Source organism: Leptospira sp. GIMC2001 (assembly GCF_028462125.1).
GTDB lineage: Bacteria > Spirochaetota > Leptospiria > Leptospirales > Leptospiraceae.
Map to the genome: position 1 here is coordinate 2,434,208 of NZ_CP115468.1, position 20,509 is coordinate 2,454,716.

General features: G+C 37.7%; 18 protein-coding genes. 3 read left to right on the forward strand and 15 right to left on the reverse strand.

Features of this window, described 5'->3' with window-relative positions; genetic code table 11:
* Positions 1-16 precede the first annotated feature (16 nt).
* Complete coding sequence (locus O4O04_RS12735; RefSeq protein ID WP_272532121.1) at positions 17-973, reverse strand: MBL fold metallo-hydrolase; 957 nt, start codon at positions 971-973, stop codon at positions 17-19.
* Between the two features lie 103 nt (positions 974-1,076).
* Between O4O04_RS12735 and O4O04_RS12740 the strand changes: the two genes are divergently transcribed.
* Positions 1,077-1,385, forward strand: coding sequence for an STAS domain-containing protein (locus O4O04_RS12740; protein ID WP_272532122.1), 309 nt, complete (start codon positions 1,077-1,079; stop codon positions 1,383-1,385).
* A 5-nt stretch (positions 1,386-1,390) separates the two neighbouring features.
* Here the strand turns inward: O4O04_RS12740 and O4O04_RS12745 are convergent, their stop codons facing one another.
* From O4O04_RS12745 to O4O04_RS12790, 10 genes are all read right to left on the reverse strand, one after another.
* Positions 1,391-2,146, reverse strand: coding sequence for a CDP-alcohol phosphatidyltransferase family protein (locus O4O04_RS12745; protein WP_272532123.1), 756 nt, complete (start codon positions 2,144-2,146; stop codon positions 1,391-1,393).
* Positions 2,143-3,255 carry a tRNA (adenosine(37)-N6)-threonylcarbamoyltransferase complex transferase subunit TsaD gene (gene tsaD / locus O4O04_RS12750; protein WP_272532124.1) on the reverse strand — a complete coding sequence of 371 codons (1,113 nt, stop codon included), beginning with the start codon at positions 3,253-3,255 and terminating at the stop codon, positions 2,143-2,145. Before tsaD ends, O4O04_RS12745 begins: the two co-directional genes overlap by 4 nt.
* On the reverse strand, positions 3,252-4,616 hold the full coding sequence (locus O4O04_RS12755) for a S41 family peptidase (protein ID WP_272532126.1): 1,365 nt from the start codon (positions 4,614-4,616) through the stop codon (positions 3,252-3,254). The genes tsaD and O4O04_RS12755 overlap by 4 nt, the downstream gene beginning before the upstream one ends.
* Positions 4,613-4,900 (reverse strand): hypothetical protein, encoded by a 288-nt coding sequence (locus O4O04_RS12760; protein WP_272532127.1) that lies wholly within the window; start codon positions 4,898-4,900, stop codon positions 4,613-4,615. Before O4O04_RS12760 ends, O4O04_RS12755 begins: the two co-directional genes overlap by 4 nt.
* A 45-nt stretch (positions 4,901-4,945) precedes the next feature.
* Positions 4,946-5,554: a transcriptional repressor LexA gene (lexA, locus tag O4O04_RS12765; protein ID WP_272532128.1), complete on the reverse strand. Its 609-nt coding sequence runs from the start codon at positions 5,552-5,554 to the stop codon at positions 4,946-4,948.
* 47 nt (positions 5,555-5,601) lie between these two features.
* Complete coding sequence (locus O4O04_RS12770) at positions 5,602-6,783, reverse strand: efflux RND transporter periplasmic adaptor subunit (RefSeq protein ID WP_272532129.1); 1,182 nt, start codon at positions 6,781-6,783, stop codon at positions 5,602-5,604.
* On the reverse strand, positions 6,780-8,123 hold the full coding sequence (locus tag O4O04_RS12775) for a TolC family protein (protein ID WP_272532130.1): 1,344 nt from the start codon (positions 8,121-8,123) through the stop codon (positions 6,780-6,782). The genes O4O04_RS12770 and O4O04_RS12775 overlap by 4 nt, the downstream gene beginning before the upstream one ends.
* Positions 8,104-8,721: an inorganic pyrophosphatase gene (locus tag O4O04_RS12780; RefSeq protein ID WP_272532131.1), complete on the reverse strand. Its 618-nt coding sequence runs from the start codon at positions 8,719-8,721 to the stop codon at positions 8,104-8,106. The genes O4O04_RS12775 and O4O04_RS12780 overlap by 20 nt, the downstream gene beginning before the upstream one ends.
* The gene (locus O4O04_RS12785; RefSeq protein WP_272532133.1) at positions 8,718-11,963 is read right to left on the reverse strand and encodes an efflux RND transporter permease subunit; all 3,246 of its coding nucleotides are present in this window, start codon (positions 11,961-11,963) and stop codon (positions 8,718-8,720) included. The genes O4O04_RS12780 and O4O04_RS12785 overlap by 4 nt, the downstream gene beginning before the upstream one ends.
* 113 nt (positions 11,964-12,076) lie before the next feature.
* Positions 12,077-12,388, reverse strand: coding sequence for a hypothetical protein (locus O4O04_RS12790; RefSeq protein ID WP_272532134.1), 312 nt, complete (start codon positions 12,386-12,388; stop codon positions 12,077-12,079).
* 116 nt (positions 12,389-12,504) lie between these two features.
* Between O4O04_RS12790 and O4O04_RS12795 the strand changes: the two genes are divergently transcribed.
* Together O4O04_RS12795 and recJ are read left to right on the forward strand one after the other, a co-directional pair.
* Positions 12,505-12,825, forward strand: coding sequence for a bactofilin family protein (locus O4O04_RS12795; RefSeq protein ID WP_272532135.1), 321 nt, complete (start codon positions 12,505-12,507; stop codon positions 12,823-12,825).
* On the forward strand, positions 12,813-14,756 hold the full coding sequence (gene recJ / locus O4O04_RS12800; RefSeq protein WP_272532136.1) for a single-stranded-DNA-specific exonuclease RecJ: 1,944 nt from the start codon (positions 12,813-12,815) through the stop codon (positions 14,754-14,756). The genes O4O04_RS12795 and recJ overlap by 13 nt, the downstream gene beginning before the upstream one ends.
* A 4-nt stretch (positions 14,757-14,760) precedes the next feature.
* Here the strand turns inward: recJ and O4O04_RS12805 are convergent, their stop codons facing one another.
* The 4 genes from O4O04_RS12805 to nuoL all read right to left on the reverse strand — a co-directional run bounded on the left by O4O04_RS12805 (position 14,761) and on the right by nuoL (position 20,509).
* On the reverse strand, positions 14,761-15,300 hold the full coding sequence (locus tag O4O04_RS12805) for a 1,2-dihydroxy-3-keto-5-methylthiopentene dioxygenase (RefSeq protein ID WP_272532137.1): 540 nt from the start codon (positions 15,298-15,300) through the stop codon (positions 14,761-14,763).
* A gap of 97 nt (positions 15,301-15,397) precedes the next feature.
* Entirely contained in the window at positions 15,398-16,840 is a 1,443-nt protein-coding gene (locus tag O4O04_RS12810) for an NADH-quinone oxidoreductase subunit N (protein ID WP_272532138.1), read from the reverse strand.
* Positions 16,837-18,564 (reverse strand): complex I subunit 4 family protein, encoded by a 1,728-nt coding sequence (locus O4O04_RS12815; protein ID WP_272532139.1) that lies wholly within the window; start codon positions 18,562-18,564, stop codon positions 16,837-16,839. The genes O4O04_RS12810 and O4O04_RS12815 overlap by 4 nt, the downstream gene beginning before the upstream one ends.
* Before the next feature lies 1 nt (position 18,565).
* Entirely contained in the window at positions 18,566-20,509 is a 1,944-nt protein-coding gene (nuoL, locus tag O4O04_RS12820) for an NADH-quinone oxidoreductase subunit L (protein WP_272532140.1), read from the reverse strand.

Here is a 20,509-nt window from a genome sequence, read left to right on the forward strand (position 1 = left end):
TTGCTTCCTTTTAAAATTAAATTTCAATTTCTAGACCTTCGTAGGCCATTTTTATCTCTAAACGTCCAGATGCGTCAAACATTTCTTTGTATTTCAATGCTCGCAAAAACACCGCATCCAATTTCTCATCATCATAAGAAGGATCATGATGAAACATAACCAATTTCTTGACCCCTGCTCGAAGAGCAATATCAGTTGCCATGGAAGCAGAACTATGACCCCAGTCAATTTTTTGCAAAGATTCTTCAAATGTATATTGGGTATCAAAAACCAAGACATCTGCACCCTGAAAATATTCAAGATACTGATCAATATTATCCATTTCATCTAAATTGAATTCAGCATCACTCGCAAATATCAGAGACTTGTCACCCTCACTGAATCTATACGAAAAGCTCCCACCTGGATGGCGCATAGACTTACTTGTGACGGAAATATGTGGGCCTAAATTAAAACTCTCGCCCTCTGCATGCTCAATAAATGTTTTCTCAGCAAGATATTGATCTAATGGAACTGGGAAATGAGTAAATGCATGTTGGTATCTAAGTCTTTCTTCCAATTTATTCATGGCAGTATGAAATTCAAATTTGTTACCAGGAATAAACAAAGGAACAAAGAAAGGCATACCTTGTATATGATCCCAATGTGTATGAGTCATTACCCAATAGGCCTCACCTTTTCCCTTTCCAAATTCTTTTTCCATCAATTGGTTTCCTAGATCACGAACTCCTGTGCCTGAATCGAGAAGAATCAAGCGATCTTCCTTATCTCGGATCTCTAAAGATGTGGTGTTACCCCCGTAAGTACTGTGTCGGGAAAAAGATAAGCCGTCCAGAAATCTTTGAATACTTTCTGAACTCTGCAAATCCATGGGTGTTGCAAGCGTAAGAATCGATTCAATTTTCGATCGAATGTATTCTGGTCTTACTGGAGAACCGATGGAGCCTCTGACTCCCCAAAATTTTACTCTCATAGTTGGATGTACAATTGAATGAAATCCCCCTTATGTTTTTCCACTGAATTTTTATTTTTTTTGTTGAAATCATAGAAAAAATAGAAAAACTGGGGGCTTAACTATGTTCTCAACTGAAATCAAAAAAGAAAACGGAATCTGTACCATAATGATCAATGGAAGCGTAAGCCTCAAGAATGCTGTCCAGATGAAAGATACAATCATACAACAAGCGGATGCTGGGAACTTGAATATAGTATTAGAATTTACTGATTCAGTCTATCTAGACAGTTCTGGCATTGGTGCTATATTCAACGCACAGAAATATCTTTCTGAAAAGAACGGCAATCTTAAGTTAAAAAATGTTTCTAAAGATGTTATGACAATCTTAAGGATTGCCAATCTTGATAAACACCTTGATATTATTAAATAATAAACCTATACTTTCAATTCTTGAATTGTATAAATAAGAAAAGATACAATTCCACTAAACACATAGAAAAAGATCACACCGTATAGAACCCAAGGCCAGCGCTCAGCACCGATCTGGTATACCAACAATAAAAGTCCAGTAATAACAATCGCTAACTTACCCCATGTAAACTTGCCTCGAATCGCAACTTGAGGTTTAGAATATCGAATCGTCGATACCATAAGAACTGCAACTAGAACAAACATTGCAATAGCTAAAAATGCAGGAACAGGAATCACTTTCGTCGCCATTGGAAATATTCCAACGATGACTCCTGCAACAGGAGATGGTAGACCAGTAAATGAATGTGGATCACTTGCGACATTGAATCGAGCCAATCTATATGCAGCACAAATTGGAAAAAGTGCAGCTATCAACATCCCAACAGGAAAAAGATCCGTCTGGTTGAATAAATCTATTTTGAAATCCTCGAATACCATTTTATACATAAGAAATCCAGGAGCGATTCCAAAAGTAGTAAGGTCAGCAAGACTATCTAGATCTGCACCAAGCTCAGTTGTAGCGTCTAAAGCACGAGCAGCCATCCCGTCAAATCCGTCAAATAATGCTGCCAATATTATTAGAAATCCAGATAAGGAATAATATCTAATTGCGGAAGGATCGTTTTTTGTTATTTCTGATGCAACGAGCATTGCAGCAAACCCAAGAGTTAAGTTGCCTAAGGTCAAAGTGTTCGGAATCCATGCGAGTTTCTTTTTCATTTTATTTCACTCATTGTATTATTTATAAATCTTTTAGGACTTACTCTAAAGTCCAAGCCTTCCACATATCCTTCACTATATAAATGATAACCGAGACATCCAATCATAGCGCCATTATCAGTGCAAAGTAGTTTTGATTGTGGATATATAATTCTTAGATTATCAGACTCGTGCAGATTGTCCAGCTTCTTTCTAAGAGTGCTATTTGCAAGGACTCCACCTCCCGCAACAACTGTTGAAATCCCTGTAAGCTTGCAGGCTTTTTTGATATTTCTGATCACATGATCAAAGCAGGATTCTTGGAATTCAAATGCAATCCGATCAGTATCCAGATTTGGATTGTCGCGAACAAGATAGAGAAGAGCTGTCTTAAGTCCGCTAAACGAAAAACTTAGATCGTCTGCCTTAGCTCCAGCCATGAGTCTAGGAAGTAGATTTACTTTTAGATCCTTTTGATTACCTTGAACCCTTTGTAAATATTGGTTCGCTTGAGCTTCCACATGGGGTCCTCCCGGATAAGGAAGCTTCAAAATGGAAGCTGCCTTATCGAAGGCTTCACCCAAAGCATCATCCAATGTATCGCCGATTTTTTCTAATTTTTTCCAACCATGATGGATGTAGAGACTGGAATTGCCACCAGATAGCAATAAACCAAGATACGGAAAATTCAATTCTTCACCATTTATATCCAACTTATCTTTGCCCTTGGATACTTTGGATGAGTCATCTGCCTTGGAAGGATTATTTAACCGAACAGCTGCTATATGAGCCTCAAGATGGTCACAGGGAACTATCGGTGTTCCATGAACCAAACCAATACATCTTGCAAGCATTGCACCAATCATAAGAGAACCCATGAGTCCAGGATTGGATGCAACAGCCACATAAGATAGTTCGGTTAGCTCAATATTTGCTTCAAGCAAAGCAGATTCCAAAATGGAATTGATCTTTTCTAAATGCGCTCTTGACGCAATTTCAGGAACGACTCCCTTGTAAACTGCGTGAGCATCAATCTGACTGTATATCTTGAGGGATCTTATGATCCTCCCATCCTCTACGACTCCAATAGATGTTTCGTCGCAGGAGGATTCGATTCCCAATCCTATCATGGATTGGAAAGTTTTTGTATTGCAGTCTCTAGCTGGGGATCAAATTCCCGATTGATCAGAGCAGGTTTCTTACCAACCATAGTCTCTGAGAAATAAAGAAACTTAGCAAATGAATCCGGTAAGGAAATTTTTTCTTTCTTAATTCGATTGAGGAACTCATTCGAATTAGTAGAATTGTATTCTGGTTTTTCTTTTGCAAATTCTTTTAGAATTCCAGATTTAGCTAATTTCTCAAGATAGAATTTATCTTCTTCTCGTGCTGTGAGAGGTTCAACGACAAAGTCAGGCTCAATTCCTTTACCATGTATAGAAACTCCCGATGGAGTATAGTATTTTTGAATCGTGAGCGCAACCGCAGTGTCATGTGGAAGATTGTAGATATTTTGCACACTTCCCTTTCCAAATGATTTGGTTCCAAGTAAAGTCGCTCGTTTTTGGTCTTTTAAAGCACCCGCTACAATTTCTGAGGCACTCGCAGAACCGTTGTTCATCAATATAATAATAGGAATCTTTAGAAATTTATTAGGAGAGTTTCCAGATTTATAGGATCGAATCATCTTACCTTCACGCCCTCTAACTGAAACAACTTCTTTGCCCGACTCGAGGAATAGCTCAGAAATCTGAACCGAAAGATCTAAAAGACCACCTGGGTTATTTCTAAAATCTAAAACTAATCCTTTTGCACCCTTCTTTTCAAAACCGGAAACTGCTTCCGCAAATTCTTTCGCTGTTGTATCTTTACCCATAAACTGAAGCAATCGTATGTAGCCTATTTTTTCTTTTTCGATAAAGGCAGTTTTCATATACTGAATCTTAATCATTTCACGAACTAAATCTACATCAAAAGGTTTTTGGTTCTTGCGCTCGATTTTGAGGCTGATCCCAGTTCCCACTTCTCCACGCATCATTCCGATTGCTTCATTTAGATTCATGGACTGAGTTTTGGCACCGTTGATTTCAATGATTTTGTCTTCGGGCATAAGTCCCGCACGAGATGCAGGAGTATCATCGATGGGAGATACAATTACAATTTTACCATCAAGAAAAATAACTTCAATTCCCAATCCACCAAAAGTTCCTCTTGTTTCCGATTGCAATTCTTTGTATTCATCTTTGGATAGAAATCTGGTATGAGGATCCTTGAGGCTTGCAAGGATTCCTTGGATTGCACCTTTGTAGAGCTCAGGTTCATTTACTTTCTCAACATAATCCGTTTCCAGATATGAAACAATTTCATGCAAAATTTGCAGATACTCTTCAGATTCCCCAGATAAAGCTCTTACTTTTTGAAATGGATAAAAGCTCGTAATTCCAATGAAGATTCCAATACTGAAATATAATAATTTGGAAGATAATTTCATTCTGACCTCGTAATTAATTTGTGCAATTCAGGCTTTTTCTCTCTAAGCAATTCTAGTGTCTGATCGGGATCTAAGCGAAATACTTTACAGGAGTCCTTGAATATCTGTAGATCCGAAGTAAGAGTTGCACCCTCTTTGACAGTGATTCCTTCAGCAACGCGAGTCTGAGCGAGTTTTTCTAGAACTCGATTGAGATCGGCTTCAGTAACATTTTCCTTATTGGGTGCACAGAACAAAACTAGCGAAAAGAAAAAAAGCAGAATAGAAGTATAGATTGGTTTCAAATTTTCCTCTACGTTTAGACTGAAAATTCAAGGACCAAAGGTCAATTAGTAAAATCTATAGATTCCAATCAATTTACCCATAACTTGCGCTTTTTTAGATTTTATTGGTTTCAATTTGGCATTTCTAGGTTCTAGTCGAATATGATCCGATTCTTTGTAAAAAACTTTTAGAGTAGCTTCATCTTCGACTAAAGCAACAACAATCTCACCATTCCTCGCGGTTTCTTTTTTCTGGATGATTGCTAAATCACCGTCGTTGATACCTGCTTCGATCATAGAATCACCAACGACTCTTAAAGCAAAAGTTCCAGGTTTTTTCGCAAGACGGTCTGGAATGGGAATATAACCTTCCACGTTTTCTTCAGCTAGAATCGGCATCCCAGCTGCAACTCGACCCAGAACTGGAATAGTCATAACTTGAGCTGGAAGAGATTCCAGAGCGTCGTTTCTTGTCAGCTCAATTGCACGAGACTGATTCTTTTGAGTCTTAATAAATCCTTTCTTCTCAATTGCCTTGAGATGATCGTAAGCTCCCTTAGCCGTGATTTCGAACTTATCCCCAATCTCGCGAATGGTTGGCGGCATTCCACGTTCTTTCATGGAATTCAAAATAAATTTATATACTAGTTCTTGCTTGTCAGTGAGGTCTTTCATACTACTATACAAGTAAAAAGGAAATATATGTTATGTCAAATAAAAAATCAGATTTTCAGGTATTCACTTTTGAGCAAAAAAGATCCATCAGAAATCACTTCATCCGTAAGTTCAATTCCCGATATGATCTCAATTCGATCATCAACTGCTTGCCCGGTTTCCACTTTTTTCGCTGTGAAACTTCCGTCATCATTGCGAATAAAAACAATTTTCTCACCTTCTATAGAATGCACACATACACTAGGTAGAGAATAGAATTTCTTTTTTTCATCGCTTGAAACCAAACCTTGAACGACAGCACTGATCGATTGACCTGGACGCAATTTTCCTTTTGCATTCTTCACTACCAAGCGTAATTCTGCTGTTCTCTTAACAGGGTCGATGATTTCTCCTACGTGGGCAACTTTGGCTGTAATTTCATCACTAGAATCTGTAGCGCCTACAGGCATAACCTTAGCCTCAGTGCCAATTCGAATCTGGTTGAGATCCTTTTCATAAACATCCAGCATGATCCATAGAGTTGTTAAATCGGCTATGGTAAAAAGGTTATCACGCACAGAAACAGCTTGACCTAACACAGCATTACGCTCGGTAACAGTTCCAGAAATCGGACTGCGTATCGGAAGATTCAAGGAATAGGATTTGCCAGATTCCAAACCAACTATTTCAGATTGATTCAATCCATAATTCTCCAATGCGCTTCTACTTGTCTCCAATTCTGTTTTTACAGTCTTATAGTCCATCATAGCAACTTCATATTCTTTAGCGGATGTTACTTTTTTCTCATACAATTCTTTGGCTCGTTCCGCTTGTAGAAATAAAGCTTCCTTTCGGGCAAGTGCTTTTCTATACATGGACTCCATGTCACCTAACTCAATAGATGAGATGGAAAATACAGGCTGACCTTTTTTTACATAGTCACCTTCGTTCACATGGATATGGACTAGCCTTCCTCCAACACGACTCCCTACTCTTGCAACTTTAGCGAGATCATATGAGACTGTTCCTGGAAGGTTCACTTGTTCGTAATCTCCTTCCATCTTCAATGAAACAGTTTTTATTGGATGATTTTTTAGGATATCTGCCGGTATAGTTAGTTTCTTTTGTGTGGAAGCTGCTGCCTCCAAAATAGGTTCGCCTTCAGCTTTACCTCGAGTAAAAATAAAGTAGCTGATTATCGAGAGGATCAATGCTGCGATTGCGATTTTGAATATGGTGGAATTTTTCATTCTGCGGAAACCTTTACCTTATCTGATTGGTTGTCTTGTGGACCGATGTTGCCGATGGCAGCTTTGTATTGATCGATCGCATTGTAATATAAATAAATCAATTCATAATATGTTCTAAGGACGTTTAGGAAGTTTCTTTCTGCTTCAAGAAAGGTTACCAGATTGGATGCTCCTCGAATGTAAGCAAGTCTTGATTTTTCTTGCACTTCGCGGTTTTTATTGAGAAGATCGATTTTTCTGTAATCTAACAATTGCTCTTCGCGAACAAGCAATTCCCTTTTGGTTGCAAAAATTTCTGAATTGATTTCTACTTTTTTGGATTCCAGATTGAGGGTTGCACCTTTAGCTATTTCTTCCGCTTTGTATATCTCACCTTGCTTTCTATCAAATACGGGCAAAGGAATAGATGCATAAACTCCAGAATAATTTTCCTGACCCTTATTCATGAGCTCACCACCAATGGTTAATGTTGGGAATGCTTCTCTTTTTTTGAGTTCAACGTTCTGTCTTTCTCGACTTTCTTGGTATTGTAGCGCTAAATAGTCCGGTCTTTTTTCTGGATCAAAACTATCCAATTGAACTTTCAATTCGGAAGTGGATTTAAATTCTAATTTGCCAACGAAATTGAGAACGGCTTGAGGGTTTCGAATTCCGATTAAAATTCTCAGATCCTTACCTATCCTTGCACGTTCTATTCGAGTATTCTTATATTCTCTTTCTAATTGTATCCGCTCTAGTTCAATTCTTTCATATTCAAGCCAAGAGATATCACCTTTTTCTGCACGGAATTTGGTCAGTTCGAGTAAATCTTTGTAATTCTCCAAAAATTCAGCTTGGAATTTCACAAGTTCCGTAAGATATAAATAGGACCAATAATTCTGTCTTAACCTAAGTCGAAACAATCGATCAAAGTCAGAAAATTTGGCAAGAGATACTTGAAAATCTTGGAGTGCGACTTTTTTCCTCTGAGGAATAACCCCATTCAAGTCAACTGGCTGCTGCAAAGTCATATATGTCTCAGATAGTCCAGGTCCTGAATTCCTCGACGCTCCAATGAATTGTCTCTGAAGTCCGACGATCGGATTATAATAGAGCGAAGCTGTGATCGTATCACCACGAGCTGCTCCAATATTTGTTTTTTCTTGAAGGTAGAGAGGATTGCTTTTGGTAGCAAGCTCCTCTATTTCTTCAAGACTCAGCTTTGCTATTTTTTCTTCTGCTCCTACTCCATCCAAGCTAAGAAGTTTGCTATCCTCAGCGAAAATCTTATAATTGGAAAATTGTATTATCCAGAAGAATATTAGAATATAGAAATTTGTTTTACTTAAAATGGTTGTCATAGTCTCTCATTGCAGCACCGATCACAATGAGAGCTTCTGCGCGGTCATACACTTCAGGTATTTCTACGGGGGGATTCTCATTGATAACGGGTATTGCTTTGTAAGTTAAAAAGTAATGCCTTAGTTTATTCACTAAAGTCTGTGGTAGATCTTTTAGATCACGAATTGGTGCAAAAACTGGATCATCTTTCAATATCGCAATGATCTTATCGTCAGCTTCGTTCTTGTCGATCATGCGTAGTCCACCAATGGGAATTGCGGTCAAAATAATATTTCCATGATTGATAGGATTGGAACTTAGAACACAAATATCCAATGGGTCCATATCTCCCACAATTCCAGTTCGACCCAAACGATCCATACAGCGTTTAGCAGATTCTTCCGCACAATATGTACGAGGAATAAAACCATAAAGTGAAGGAGAGTGGTTTGAATATTTCTGAGGTCTATCTACTCGAATATAACCTGATTCTTTATCAACTTCATACTTCATTGTGTCAATTGGAGTCATTTCAATGAATACGTCCATTTCCTCTGGCGCTTTCGGACCTGGATCAATTCCATGCCATGGGTGGGATACGTGTAAATTTTTGCTCATTTTTTCTTCCTTTTCTTAGTTGTTGGATTTGGTTCATCCTCTACAGGTTCAACGAAACTTTCCAGCGAAGTTTGTGAAAATCCCTTCTCAACTAAGAATTTATCTTCTAGTTCTTGCTTTTTTCTCTCTTTGGATTGCTCCAAATCAAAAGCCGCAGAAACCAAAAATTGGAAAATTAAAGGCAGGAGCAATAAGGCTAGAATTGTTGCAAACAAAACTCCACCAATTACAACCGAAGCTAGAGGTTTTTGCACTTCAGCTCCAGCGCTAGTAGCAATTGCCATCGGTAAAAATCCGATGATTGCAACAAGAACTGTCGTTATAACTGCGCGCAAACTTCCAATCGCAGACATACGAACTGCCTTTGCGATATCTTTTGTCTTCTCTAATGTAAGCTTAAGTTGGGATGCAAAAACTACTCCATTGAGAACCGAAATTCCGGCAGCAGCGATAAATCCAACACCCGCTGGAATACTGAACGGCAATCCTCGCAAAACGAGAGATAGAACTCCGCCGGCTGCAGAGAAAGGAACGAGAATAAAAACTCCCATAGCATAGTAGATATTTCCAAATGCTATAAATAACATTCCAAAAATAATCATCAAGGCAACTGGAACCACTATGGATAACCTTTGTTTGGCTCTTGTGAAGTTTTCGAACTGACCACCCCAATCTACAGAGTATCCCTCGGCAAGACTTGCTTGAATTGGTTCAGTTGCTTCAATCGACTCGTTTACAAATCCTATCATATCTCGACCTCGAACGTTTGTCTCAACAAGAATCCTTCTTTTCAAATTCTCATGATAGAGGGCTGAAGGTCCTTCTGTAAGTTCAATTTTTGCAACTTGTCCAAGTGGAACAGTTTTACCTTGGCTTGTCATAACTGGAACATTTTCTAAGACTTCCATATCACTGACATTTGCATCCAATCTGATGATAAGATCGAAACGCTTATAGCCTTCATACACCTTACCGACATTATATCCTACTCGCAATGTTTCGACGGTTGTTAGAATTTCCTCTGAAGAAACACCATACCTTGCCATTTTTGCTCGATCTGCTTTGATTTCAAGTAATGGCAAACCTAACAAACGTTGAACGCGAACATCAGCTGCACCTTCCACTCCCTTGAGAGTCTTTGCGTAGTTTTCGGCAATTTTTTTGAGTTCGTTGAGATCGTCCCCATAGATTTTGATAACAATATCTGCTTTGGATCCCGAGAGTAATGCGTTCACTTTGTTCTCTATTGGTTGCGAAATGGAAAAATAAGTTGATGGAACATTAGAAACCATTTTATCAATTATGATTGACATGAGTTCTTCACGATCATCAGTTGAAGTCCATTCTTTACGTGGCTTAAGCTTAACCATAATTGTTCCTTCCTCGGTACCAATTGGCTCCGATGCAGAATCTCCACGTCCCATTCTCGCGGTCGCCAAAGTAATCTCAGGAATTTCTAGCAGATATTTTTCCAGTTCAGAATTGAGCATTTTAGAATGGGAAAGTGCAGTAGAAGGTAAGCGTTTTAAGTCGATCTCGAGCTCTCCCTCATCAATCTTTGGCAGAAATTCTGATCCTAAAGTAGAACCGAGTCCCAGACAGAAAATGGTAACCAAAACTCCACCAAGCAAAGCTTTGTTTCTCATTCCCATCATTCGATCCAACAGTCCATCATAGAAATGGTTGAGCTTCTCCCAATACGCTGGTTCTTTGAAGTTTGGTTCTTTATAAATAAAGCTTAAAAGTGCTGGAAAAGTAGTTAGCGAATACAATAGAGCAGCACCTAATGCCAATGCTACGGTAATAGCCATTGGACGAAACATCCTTCCCTCAGTTCCTTCTAGCGTCATTAGAGGAAGATAGACCAATAAGATAATTGCGACCGCGAAAGTTGATGCGCGTGCAACTTTTTGACAAGATCTTAAAATTATATCTTCTGTGAGAAGGTTTAAATCTTGTTTGGTTTTCTGAAGATCAAGAGCTGTTCTCTGCAATATAAAACCATGCAGAACCGATTCAAGCATTACAATGGACCCATCAACCAATAGTCCAAAGTCTAACGCTCCCAAGCTCATCAAATTACCCACAACACCAAAAATATTCATAAATATTGTTGCAGTGAGCATGGACATAGGAATTGCAAATGCTACTGCAAAAGCACCCTTAAGACTTCCTAATGTAAAAATGAGAATAATCAAAACAAGGACAGCCGCTTCTACGAGGTTTGTAAAAACCGTAGTCAAAGTCCGAGAAATAAATTCACTTCGATCATAGAAAGATTGAATTACCATTCCTTCAGGAAGTTTTGCTCGGATTTCTTCAACTTTTTGTTTAACAGAATCCACAACCACTAGAGAGTTCTCACCCATTAGCATCATGGCTGTTAGTGCAACAACTTCACCTTTTCCATTCTGGGTTGCCACACCAAATTTTAGTGCAGAACCTTCTTCGACTGTTGCAATCTGGCCAAGAAGAATCGGAATTCCATCCGACGATGTTCGAACAGCAACGCTTCGAATTTCTTCAATGTTCTTGAATTGACTCTCGCCTCGAATAACGATCTGTTCTTCGCCCTTCGAAATATAACCCCCGCCCACGTTCATATTTGCGGACTCAAGTGCCTCGCCAATATGACTTAGAGTGAGATTCAGAGTTTGCAATCTTCTTGGATCAATTTTTATTTGAAATTGCTTTTCGTCTCCGCCTTGAACGTTTACATCGATGATTCCTTTAACAGATCTAAGCTGTCTTGCCACTTCCCATTTTAGATAGGTCTTTAGTTCTGCATTTGTATGCTTCTCGGAAGACAAAGTAAATTCGTAGATATCTCCTAGACCAGTTGAGATTGGTGAAAGCTCTGGCTTTCCATATCCTTTTGGAATGAGTTCTTCTGCTTGCTTAAGACGTTCATTTACCAATTGTCTGGCAAAATAAATATCTGTTCCATCTTCAAAAATAATTGTTACTGCCGAGACTCCCGTTCTAGAAATTGAACGAATTTCTCTTACTTTTGGCATACCATTGAATTCCAATTCAATTGGATATGTTATGAACTGCTCAACCTCTAGAGGCGATAAGCCAGGCGACGCAGTAACTGCCGATACCTGCACATTCGTGATATCTGGCACAGCATCAATGGAAAGTTTCGTTGCGTTAAATAATCCAACCAAGAATAAAATTGCAGTTCCGAGCAAAACAGCAATTCTGTTCTTCATGGAAAATTGAATGATTCCTTCTATCATAATAATTCCGAAAAATCGGCTCTTCCTAATTTTTTATTTTTTTTTCGATATTTCTCGTTTCCAAGAACTTTCGGGAAATACAAAAATAAGCATTCATACAATGCTTTGGTTGATTAAGTTATTTGAATGGGAGGCGGGAGGTTGAGCAGGTTGTATTCGTTCAGAAAGAAAGATATCAATTCATACGAGTTCTGACGAATGATTTTTATGTAATAAAAGCTTCTTTCGGTAACGGAAAATTGCTCCAATTTACAAAAGTAATCAGTCGTCTTTTTTAATGGAATGAATTGGAAAATAGATATTTCCACTTCTTCCATGCTAATCTCGTCTTGGTAATCTTCGAAAGCACTGAAGACAGTCCAGTCAGCCCATTGAAAATTAAGCAACAATACAGAAAATATTACTATAAAAGAACGAAAAAACATTGTCTATAGCTATGTTTTAGCAATAAGCGTACCTGAGAAGTATTTTTTTTGATAAATAACTTAAACAAGATCTTGCAAAGAGAATGACATAAAAGAGATTATCAATAGAGGTTAAAATGAGAGAAGATTCCATTGATACAGTTATAGGTGAAGATATTTCATTTCGCGGAAGTTTAGTTTATTCCAATACTTTAAAAATTAACGGTAATTTTAAAGGCACCATTCAATCATCAGGAACCCTTATTATTGGCTCTTCTGGTGATGTTGAAGCCGATCTTGATGTTGGCACTTTGGTTGTCGAAGGCAAACTCAAAGGCAATGTGGATGCAAAAGATAAAATTGAATTGAAGAAACCTTCTGAGTTGATTGGAGATATTAAAAGTCCAATGCTTGAAGTTGAGAATGGATCAAGGTTCCTTGGCAATTGCAGTATGTAATCAATGACGGTAAGGTTGAACCAAGTAAGCATGGAGCAAGCTTGGTTGAACTTCAATCTTCTGGAGGTCTATATCCTTCACTTCTAAATGAAAGGGTAGTTTCTCTATCAAATGAAGAGTCGTTACCCTTTTTGCTTAATTTATCAACAGATCTCCAACCTATTTTTTTTCATTCCCCTTTTCTTCTGCCAGACATTGAGCAAGCAATAGATCACCTGCTCGAATGCCTAGAAACAAGAAAGACAATTCTGCTTTATTCGGATAAAGATTCGGATGGTGTAAGCTCTATTTCAATTCTACAGAATTTCTTGACTGAATTCTTCCCTAACTCAGATATTCAAGGCACCACATCATCGCATAACGAAGCTTATGGATTGTGCAAGCAAGCGCTTTCCAAAATTCGTAAAGTAAAACCGCATTTATTGATTACTTTAGATTTTGGCACATCCAATATTGAAGAAATTTCTGAACTCAACCAGGAAGGTATTGCAACGATCGTTCTCGATCATCATGAAATCCCCAAATCCATTCCCCCTGGATTCCTGATCAATCCCAAGCGAGAAGATTCCAAGTATCCGGATAAAAAAATCTGTACTGCCTTCCTTGCACTAAAATTATGCCAAGCTATACTTTTTCGAAAATCATCTGAGTTCAATCGTATTTATAGAATACGAAAAGATCTATTTGATTCAGAATATTATGTAAATGGAATCAAGATATCATTGTCTGAAGTTACCGAGAATTCTGCATTATCCGAAAATTCTACTATTGATGTGGAATTATCAGAACTTCCTGGAACAAATGATAATTCGACTGCAAGTAGGATCTTCTTTAGACAACTTGAAAGTATACCCAATATGATTCCAGCGATTCGCAAAATGTCAAGTCTTGCAGGTATTGGAACCATTACAGATATGATGCCTTTAATTGGTGAGAACCGAGCATTAGTTAGATATTCTTGTGATGCATTGAGTAATATTAAAAATGGAATAGAAACAAGCTATCCTGGCCTGAGTGCATTATTGTCAAAGCTACCAGGCAATCCAACAAGAATCACTTCCAAAGACTTGGGATGGGGAATTGGTCCAGTCCTTAACGCAGCTGGTAGAATGGGTCGAACAGATATCGCCTATTCACTGCTAATTGCAAACGATAAAGCAATCGCTGAACAAAAATCTGATCTTCTTCTTAAAACCAACGATGAGAGAAAAGAACGAACAAAAAGAAACTTACATCGTGTTGAAAAATATTTCCAAAGAAATCCAGAGAGAACATTCCATCCAATTATATTTTGTTATGAGCCTGATATGGAACCTGGAGTATCAGGAATAGTTGCGACAAGATTAGTGGAGACCTATTCTAGACCGGCTGTTTTCATAACCCCAGACCATGGTCAAGCGCGCGGAAGTATTCGTTCAAATGGTACGGAAAATGTATTGGGTTTACTTGAACGAGTCAGTGATCTATTGGATCAGTTTGGAGGGCATCCAGAAGCTGGAGGATTTGCTATCGAAATATCTAAGATCCCTGAACTAGAAAAGAAAATGTATGATGCAAGCATTGATTGGCTTGAGAATAAACCAAGTAAGCAAAAATTTATAAAAAGTGATGTCAGACTTAATCCCGAAGAAATTTCTCCGAAAATAATTCGAGAATTGGAATTCTTGGAACCTACAGGCCAAGGCAATCAGCCAATTTGCCTATCTATGGAAAATATAAAACCGTTAAATTTCAATTTCTTAGGAAATGGAAAACATGCAAAATTTCGGGTGATGGGATGTGGTTCAACAAAATTTCTTATCTGGAACGAAGGTGAGAGGCTATCGAAATATCTATCTCTCAATCCTTCAATTTCTATATGGGGAAGTTTAGAAGAGAACTTCTTCAATGGCAAGACTACTCTTCAGTTCGTAGTCAGCCATTTTGAATGAAAAATTAGTTAGAAGAAATCAAATCCTTCTCATTAACATACACAGGTGCCCAACCTGAGTTATCTAGAAAATACCGAACTGCTTTAATTCTAAGTTTAGAATCCAATTCGAACCAATGATTTGTATTTTTGGGAACACTGATAAAATCATTTTTTTCCACTTCAACGGTAAACTTCTGTCCATTGATCAAAAATCCGAAAATTCCAGATCCATCTACAATATATCTAACTTCATCATCAGTGTGATAGTGAAGTTTATCAAACTTAGCTAACATATCTTGAATTCCAGGAACATTTGGATTGAGAACAATTAGATCCCGGGCCTTGTATCCGAATTCTTTTGATAATTCTTGAAACCGATTGTCTAGCTTGAGCAGAACTTCTTCCTTTTCTTGATCGCTCAAAGATTCTTGATTCAACAAATTATTGATATCAGAAGATGTTTCCCATAAACGATATTCGATTCCTTGCTTGCCTAAAAAATCTTTAACTTCACTTGGATTGGAGATTTTGGTTTTATTCGATAATAATGTGATTGTTGCCATATTCTACCTCAGTTTTTAAAATAATAAAGTTATCTTTCAATGATTCATGAATCCAATGATTTATTGCATCATAGGACATCTGAATTTATAAATTCGATTATAGAAAACTAGCTGGTTGGAAAACCAACCATGCAAGTCCAATAAAAACCACCCCAATAATCATTGTTATCACAATTCCAAAGTTTTTTTGAGTGATTTCCTTTGAAGTATTCAATCCTTCTTTTTCTATCATAAAAGAATATAATAAAACTTTGGCATAATAAAAGAATGCAATCGCAGAGTTGATTACACCAACCACTAGCAATACCTGATTCAACATCAGTTCAGATTCCGCAATCTTTTGAAATAAAAACAATTTTGCCCAGAAGCCTGCAAGCGGAGGAAATCCTGCCATCGATAAAAAGACTAAACTGATTCCAAAAGCAACCCAAGGCTTCTTACTAATTAAATTACCAATTCCATCCAAGTCTACAATCTCGGAAGTATCCTCTAAATAAGCAATAATCGAGAATCCTGCTATATTCATAATTGCGTATATATATAAATAGTAAAGAACTTCCAAATTCGCTCCCGCAACAATTCCTGCGACAACATATCCCGCATGCGATATTGATGAATAAGCTAATATTCTTTTGAGATTTTTCTGTTTTAGAGCAACAATATTTCCCCATGTCATAGAAACTATAGAGAGAATTCCAAGGCCAAGAGTCCAAAAGGATGTTTTATCTCCGAACGGAATGAACATAAATAATATCATGAGCAAGCTCATACCTGCAGCCTTTGGTGCAGACGCCATAAAACCAGTCACTGTTGTCATGGATCCTTCATAAACATCTGGAGTCCAAGAATGGAATGGAACCAATGCGATCTTGAAGAATACACCGATCAGAAAAAGACTAAATCCCAATCTTGTAAAATTTGCTTGATAACCGGATTGCGCAATCGGGCGAAGTGCAGTTTCTAAATCGGTAGAACCACTACCTCCAAAAAGAAAAGCAATTCCCAATAGCATAAATCCAGAGCTAAAGGCACCTAACAAAAAGTACTTCATAGTCGCTTCTAATGAAGTTGTAGAATTCGTTCCCATTCCTACGAGAATATATAACGATAAACTCATAATCTCAAGTCCAATAAAGATCACGAGTAGATCTTGACCCGAAGTCATAAACATCATTCCCACCGTTGCGAACAAAACCAATGGGAAAAATTCAGGAAAATCGATAATCTTATTTTTGTATATCTGCGGAGTCGCAAGGATTGTAAAGAAAGCAACAAGCAAATACAAAATATTGAGCCAAGTTGTGAGTTCTGAAATTTTGATCTGATTTTGAAAAAATCTTCCAAGACCTGGAGTCGATGTTGAATCATAAACAAAGTAAATTGATAAAGCTACTACGAATAGTGACAGACCACGTATTAACAATCGTTCTTTGGTTTTAAATACAAATTGAAATACCAAAAACAAAATTGCAGAAACTGTAAGAACAAGATAAGGAAGAATTGCTAAGAAATCATTGGATCCTGGTATGGAGATATTCATTCTACTTCCCCTTGTTTTTTATCAATAAATTGTTCAATCTTAGTTGGATCCAATCCTTCTAAATCCCAATCTTGCGTTTTTGCTGGATTGTCTGGAACTGGAATAAAATTTCTGTGAATTTTCTCCATTACTTTAAGTTCGCGACCTGTTCTGTGCTGACCGATACGTTGCTCGTAGGATGCAGGAACCCCGCCTAATGCTCGATAATCTAAAGTATTTTGTCCACCGTTATTCAATCGATCTTCTATCTTTTCTATTGAAGCTGAGTTGAGATATACGTTTACAGATGGTTCGAGTATTCGAAGAAAATAGGAAGGATATATTCCAATTAAGAAAATCACAGCAACCAATGGGATCAAGATGAAATATTCGCGAAAACCAATGTCTGCGACATTTCGATTGGAATCATTATTTGCACCAAAAAGCAATTTTTTGGTAACCCACAAAAGATAACAAGCAGCCCAAACTACGCCCGTTGCGGCGAATGCACCTAACAAAAAATCTGATTTCATTGTCCCCAGGAGAATTAAGAATTCGCCAACAAATCCATTTGTACCCGGCAGTCCGACTGATGAAAGAATCGCTATCATAAAAAAAACTGAAAATACTGGCATAGATTTCGCTGCACCACCCAGGTCTGCAAGATTGCGTTTCCCTGTTCGATCATAGTACATTCCGATCAGAATAAATATCATACCGGTGGAGATTCCATGAGAAATCAATTGCAACATTCCGCCAGCAACCCCAGCTTCAGTAAAGCTCATAAGACCAAGCAAGGTAAAACCTAAATGGGAAAGTGATGAATAAGCAATGATTCTTTTTATATCCGTCTGAACCATAGCAGACATTGCACCCCACAAAATTCCAATTACAGCAAGGATCGAGAATATCTCTCTAAACTCCAAAGAAGAAGATGGAAAAAATGGAATTAAGAATCTTATAAATCCAAATATACCAAGCTTAAGTAAAACTCCAGCAAGGTCAACAGACCCAACAGTCGGTGCTTCTGTATGAACATCAGGCATCCATGTATGAAGCGGAAAAACGGGAATTTTTATTGAGAATGCTAAAGCAAATGAAAGAAATACAAAAGTCTTAGCTCCATACGAAAAGTTCTCTCCTGCAAAAATAGAGAGGGCTTCGATCGATGTGGTTCCAGTTTTGAAATATAGCATTAGGATTCCGGCAAGCATGAGAAGCGAACCTGCCATAGAAAAAGCAAGGTATTTAAAAGCTGCCCTTACTCGGTTCTCGCCACCCCAAACCCCAACCATCAGAGCCATAGGTATTACCATTAGCTCCCAAAAAACATAAAACAAAACTAAATTCAAAGAGCTGAATATACCTAATACAGCAAATTCTAATATCAATAGACATATATGAAACTCTTTGATTCTCTTTGTTATATTCTTCCAGGTTGTAAGACTTGATAAAAAGAATAAAAAGGAAGTTAGAGAAAATAGCAATAAACCAACGCCATCTAAACCGACCATATAGTCGATACTCAATTTACCGGAAACAATCCAGTCTGGAATCCAATGCACGAATTGGAAACTTGGCTCATCCAATTCGAAGGATAAAAATAGCAGAATACTGAGTAAACTAGTTACCCCACTGGTTACGGTTGATAACCATATTATACTAGAATTTCTCTTGAGAAATAGAATAAAAAAAACTGAAACAAGCGGCAAAAAGATGATTATGCTTAGAAAATACTCTGGCATGTTAAACTCCCTTCACAAGCACAAACGCCAATGCTAAAATTGTACCGACCACTATATACAATGCGTAGTCTCCGACAAAGCCTGTTTGGAATTTTCGTAAAAAACTTCCAATACCCATCAAAGAATGACCGATTCCCATAAAAAATCGATCGATGATTTTGGAATCAAAGGTAAAAGCAACCCATCTAGATAATTTTAAATAATTTTGAACAAAAAAGCGATCATAGAATTCATCAACAAAATATTTGTTCACTAAAACATTCGCAAATCCTCGATAATCTTTTTCTTCTAATAGAATCTTAGCTTTAGATAAGAAAAATCGATAGGCAACTAACAATCCTGTGACGGCGGCAATAATAGAAATTGCAACTAATAAGATCTCAACACTGTGATCGAGATGAACAGACTGCATCGGGCTCCCGGCCCATCTAGCTTGCAAATCCATTCCTGATTGAAGAATCGGTTGAAAATATTGATCTAGAAGTTTTATATTTCCCATAAAAAATGGGGTCTGAAGAAATCCAGATACGATCGCGCCAATCGAAAGCAGAACCAAGGGAATCGTCATTGTCATCGGCGACTCATGAATATGGGATCGATTGCTTTCGGTTATTCTAGTTGAACTTAAGAATACCAGAAACAACAAACGAAACATATAAAATGCCGTCATTAAAGCAGTAAAAATACCAAGTAACCATAGCACCATTCCACCCTGAGGATAGATGAACACTTTCTCAAGTATCAAGTCCTTTGAAAAGAATCCACTGAGAGGTGGAATACCAGAGATTGCAAATGTACCGATTGCAAAAGTAATAAATGTTATTCGCATATACGAATAAAGACCACCCATATTTCGTAGGTTTTGTTCATGATGGAGTGCATATATTACTGAACCTGCCCCCAAGAACAGAAGTGCTTTAAAAAAGGCATGAGTCATAAGATGAAACATTCCGCCCACATAACTGCCTACACCAAGGGCAAGAAACATATAGCCCAACTGAGAAACAGTCGAGTAAGCGAGAATTTTTTTGATATCATTTTGAAATATAGCAATCGTTGCAGCAAATAATGCAGTAAGGCATCCTATCCAAGCAATCACCAAAGATGCTGATTCCGCATTTATATAAATTATATTCAGTCTGACGATTAGAAAAAGTCCTGCTGTTACCATTGTTGCCGCATGAATCAATGCAGATACTGGAGTTGGACCTGCCATCGCATCGGGAAGCCAAACGTAAAGAGGGATCTGTGCCGATTTACCAACGGATGCAACAAAGAATGCAATTGCTACCCAATTGATAACGGATTGGAACTCGCTTATCAGTGGAATGGACGCAATAATATCGATATATTTTAATGAACCAGTATACCAATAGATAAGCCCCATTCCTATAATAAATCCGACATCTCCAATTCGATTCACGACAAATGCTTTCATTCCAGCATTTGATGCGGATTCTTTTTCGTAATCAAAACCAATCAATAAATAAGAACATAGACCAACACCTTCCCATCCTAGAAAAGTGAGCACTAAATTGTCAGCTAGGACTAGATTTAACATCGAAAAAATGAATAGATTCAAATAAACAAAGAATCTATTGAATCCTGAATCCTTTTTCATATAACCTATGCTATAGAGATGGATAAGTGTTCCTATTCCTGTGATGATCAAGGTCATATAGAGAGAGAGTTGGTCCACTTGATAGGCAAAATCTACAGCAAAGCCACCAATACGAATCCAAGGTAGAATTGTAAAAAGATGAGGAGCTGTTCTCTCTAAAGGATGAAATTCAAAAAAAGCACCCAAAGCAATTAAGAATGGAATAAACACAGCCAAAGTTCCAATGGTTCCTGCAACACGACTGGATGCTCTATTTATAAGAAAAGCATTGAACAGGAATCCAAGAACTGGAAAAATTAAAACTAAATAAAAAATTTCCAACAT

Bases quoted from the DNA above. Each gene is read 5' to 3' on its own strand.
- O4O04_RS12745 (WP_272532123.1), bottom strand. From the start codon at position 2,146: ATGAAAAAGAAACTCGCATGGATTCCGAACACTTTGACCTTAGGCAAC.
- O4O04_RS12785 (WP_272532133.1), bottom strand. From the start codon at position 11,963: ATGATAGAAGGAATCATTCAATTTTCCATGAAGAACAGAATTGCTGTT.
- O4O04_RS12775 (WP_272532130.1), bottom strand. From the start codon at position 8,123: ATGACAACCATTTTAAGTAAAACAAATTTCTATATTCTAATATTCTTC.
- O4O04_RS12770 (WP_272532129.1), bottom strand. From the start codon at position 6,783: ATGAAAAATTCCACCATATTCAAAATCGCAATCGCAGCATTGATCCTC.
- tsaD (WP_272532124.1), bottom strand. From the start codon at position 3,255: ATGATAGGATTGGGAATCGAATCCTCCTGCGACGAAACATCTATTGGA.
- O4O04_RS12795 (WP_272532135.1), top strand. From the start codon at position 12,505: ATGAGAGAAGATTCCATTGATACAGTTATAGGTGAAGATATTTCATTT.
- O4O04_RS12755 (WP_272532126.1), bottom strand. From the start codon at position 4,616: ATGAAATTATCTTCCAAATTATTATATTTCAGTATTGGAATCTTCATT.
- O4O04_RS12740 (WP_272532122.1), top strand. From the start codon at position 1,077: ATGTTCTCAACTGAAATCAAAAAAGAAAACGGAATCTGTACCATAATG.
- O4O04_RS12780 (WP_272532131.1), bottom strand. From the start codon at position 8,721: ATGAGCAAAAATTTACACGTATCCCACCCATGGCATGGAATTGATCCA.
- O4O04_RS12810 (WP_272532138.1), bottom strand. From the start codon at position 16,840: ATGAATATCTCCATACCAGGATCCAATGATTTCTTAGCAATTCTTCCT.
- O4O04_RS12790 (WP_272532134.1), bottom strand. From the start codon at position 12,388: ATGTTTTTTCGTTCTTTTATAGTAATATTTTCTGTATTGTTGCTTAAT.
- lexA (WP_272532128.1), bottom strand. From the start codon at position 5,554: ATGAAAGACCTCACTGACAAGCAAGAACTAGTATATAAATTTATTTTG.
- O4O04_RS12735 (WP_272532121.1), bottom strand. From the start codon at position 973: ATGAGAGTAAAATTTTGGGGAGTCAGAGGCTCCATCGGTTCTCCAGTA.
- O4O04_RS12815 (WP_272532139.1), bottom strand. From the start codon at position 18,564: ATGCCAGAGTATTTTCTAAGCATAATCATCTTTTTGCCGCTTGTTTCA.
- nuoL (WP_272532140.1), bottom strand. From the start codon at position 20,509: ATGTTGGAAATTTTTTATTTAGTTTTAATTTTTCCAGTTCTTGGATTC.
- O4O04_RS12805 (WP_272532137.1), bottom strand. From the start codon at position 15,300: ATGGCAACAATCACATTATTATCGAATAAAACCAAAATCTCCAATCCA.